Here is a 1,189-nt window from a genome sequence, read left to right on the forward strand (position 1 = left end):
GTGGGGTGTGGGGTGTGGGGTGTGGGGAGAATAAATAAAAATAATCTCCCGTCTCCCGTCTCCTATCTCCTGACGACCGACTCCTGTCTCCTGACGACCGACTCCTCAATTTAAAAGAAAACATCAATTTCCGATCGCCCGGTGATTTTCAGCCAGTTTTGGGCTTCAATGTAGTTATTGGGGGCTAATCGGATGGCTTGTTTCCAGTATTCTGCCGCTTTGTCGTAGAGTGCTTCCGCTTCGGCCTGTTGACCGTCTTCTCTGGCTTTTTCCCCCTGAAAATGGTAAATAACGGCGATATTATTCAAAGCGGAGGGCATTCTGGGATTAAGTTGGATAGCTTCTTCGTAGTATTCCAGAGCCTTTTCATGCTCGCCGTTACTAGCGTGGATAATGCCGATATTGTAGAGGATATAACTGCGATCGTTAGGATCCTCTTCTAATGTTAAAGCCTCATAGTAATTATCGAGGGCTTCGGCGTATTCGCCGTCAGCTTGGGCAGACATCCCATCACGGTAATAAACAAAGGCTTCCTTGGCTTTTTTATTGGCGGGGAGCATCTTTAAAATGATATCCGCCATGACGGTAAAAGATTTATCAATAAAATTATCGTTACGTTGAGTGCGTGGCATAGTTAGGACAAGTAGGCGATCGAGATGACTACTTACCTTTATAGCACTCGCAAGCACCCCCAGGGCTGTTTTTCTAATTTTTCTGGCTAGGGTTTCGATCTGGAGTATCTTTGCTAGTCCGGCAATGGCAAGAAGTTAATGGCTCATTCTCCAGCCAAGAACCTAGTCGGAACACATCTCATTCCGACGAGCATTGGTGCAACTTTACCCAAGATTCTGAGTAATTAGGGCTGGCTGAATAAATCTAAAAACCTTGTTGGGTAAGACTTTTAGACCTTTTGTCAATCAAAAAGCACTGGATATGGGAGTGATCGGGGGGAAATTTAGGCACTTTTTCCCTGAAAATTAGGTAATTGGCCACCTCAAAACTGGTAAAACCCCACACCCCACACCCTATTTCTCCCAACAGGGAAAAATCTAGATATTGAAGGTTGGTAATGAAGTTCTCGGCTCACCATCGCTGGGTCTGCAAAGACCCCTTCAATCGAAACCCTAGCCAGAAAAATTAGAAAACCAGCCCTAGGGTTGCTCGTGAGTGCTATAATGGTAAGTAGTCA

The 1,189-nt window shown here is 45.3% G+C and carries 1 protein-coding gene; it reads right to left on the bottom strand.

Features of this window, described 5'->3' with window-relative positions; all coding sequences use genetic code 11:
* Positions 1-110 precede the first annotated feature (110 nt).
* Entirely contained in the window at positions 111-632 is a 522-nt protein-coding gene (locus PX481_RS10800) for a photosystem I assembly protein Ycf3 (RefSeq protein ID WP_002760118.1), read from the bottom strand.
* Positions 633-1,189 lie beyond the last annotated feature (557 nt).

It is taken from the genome of Microcystis sp. M53603_WE2, from assembly GCF_030065435.1.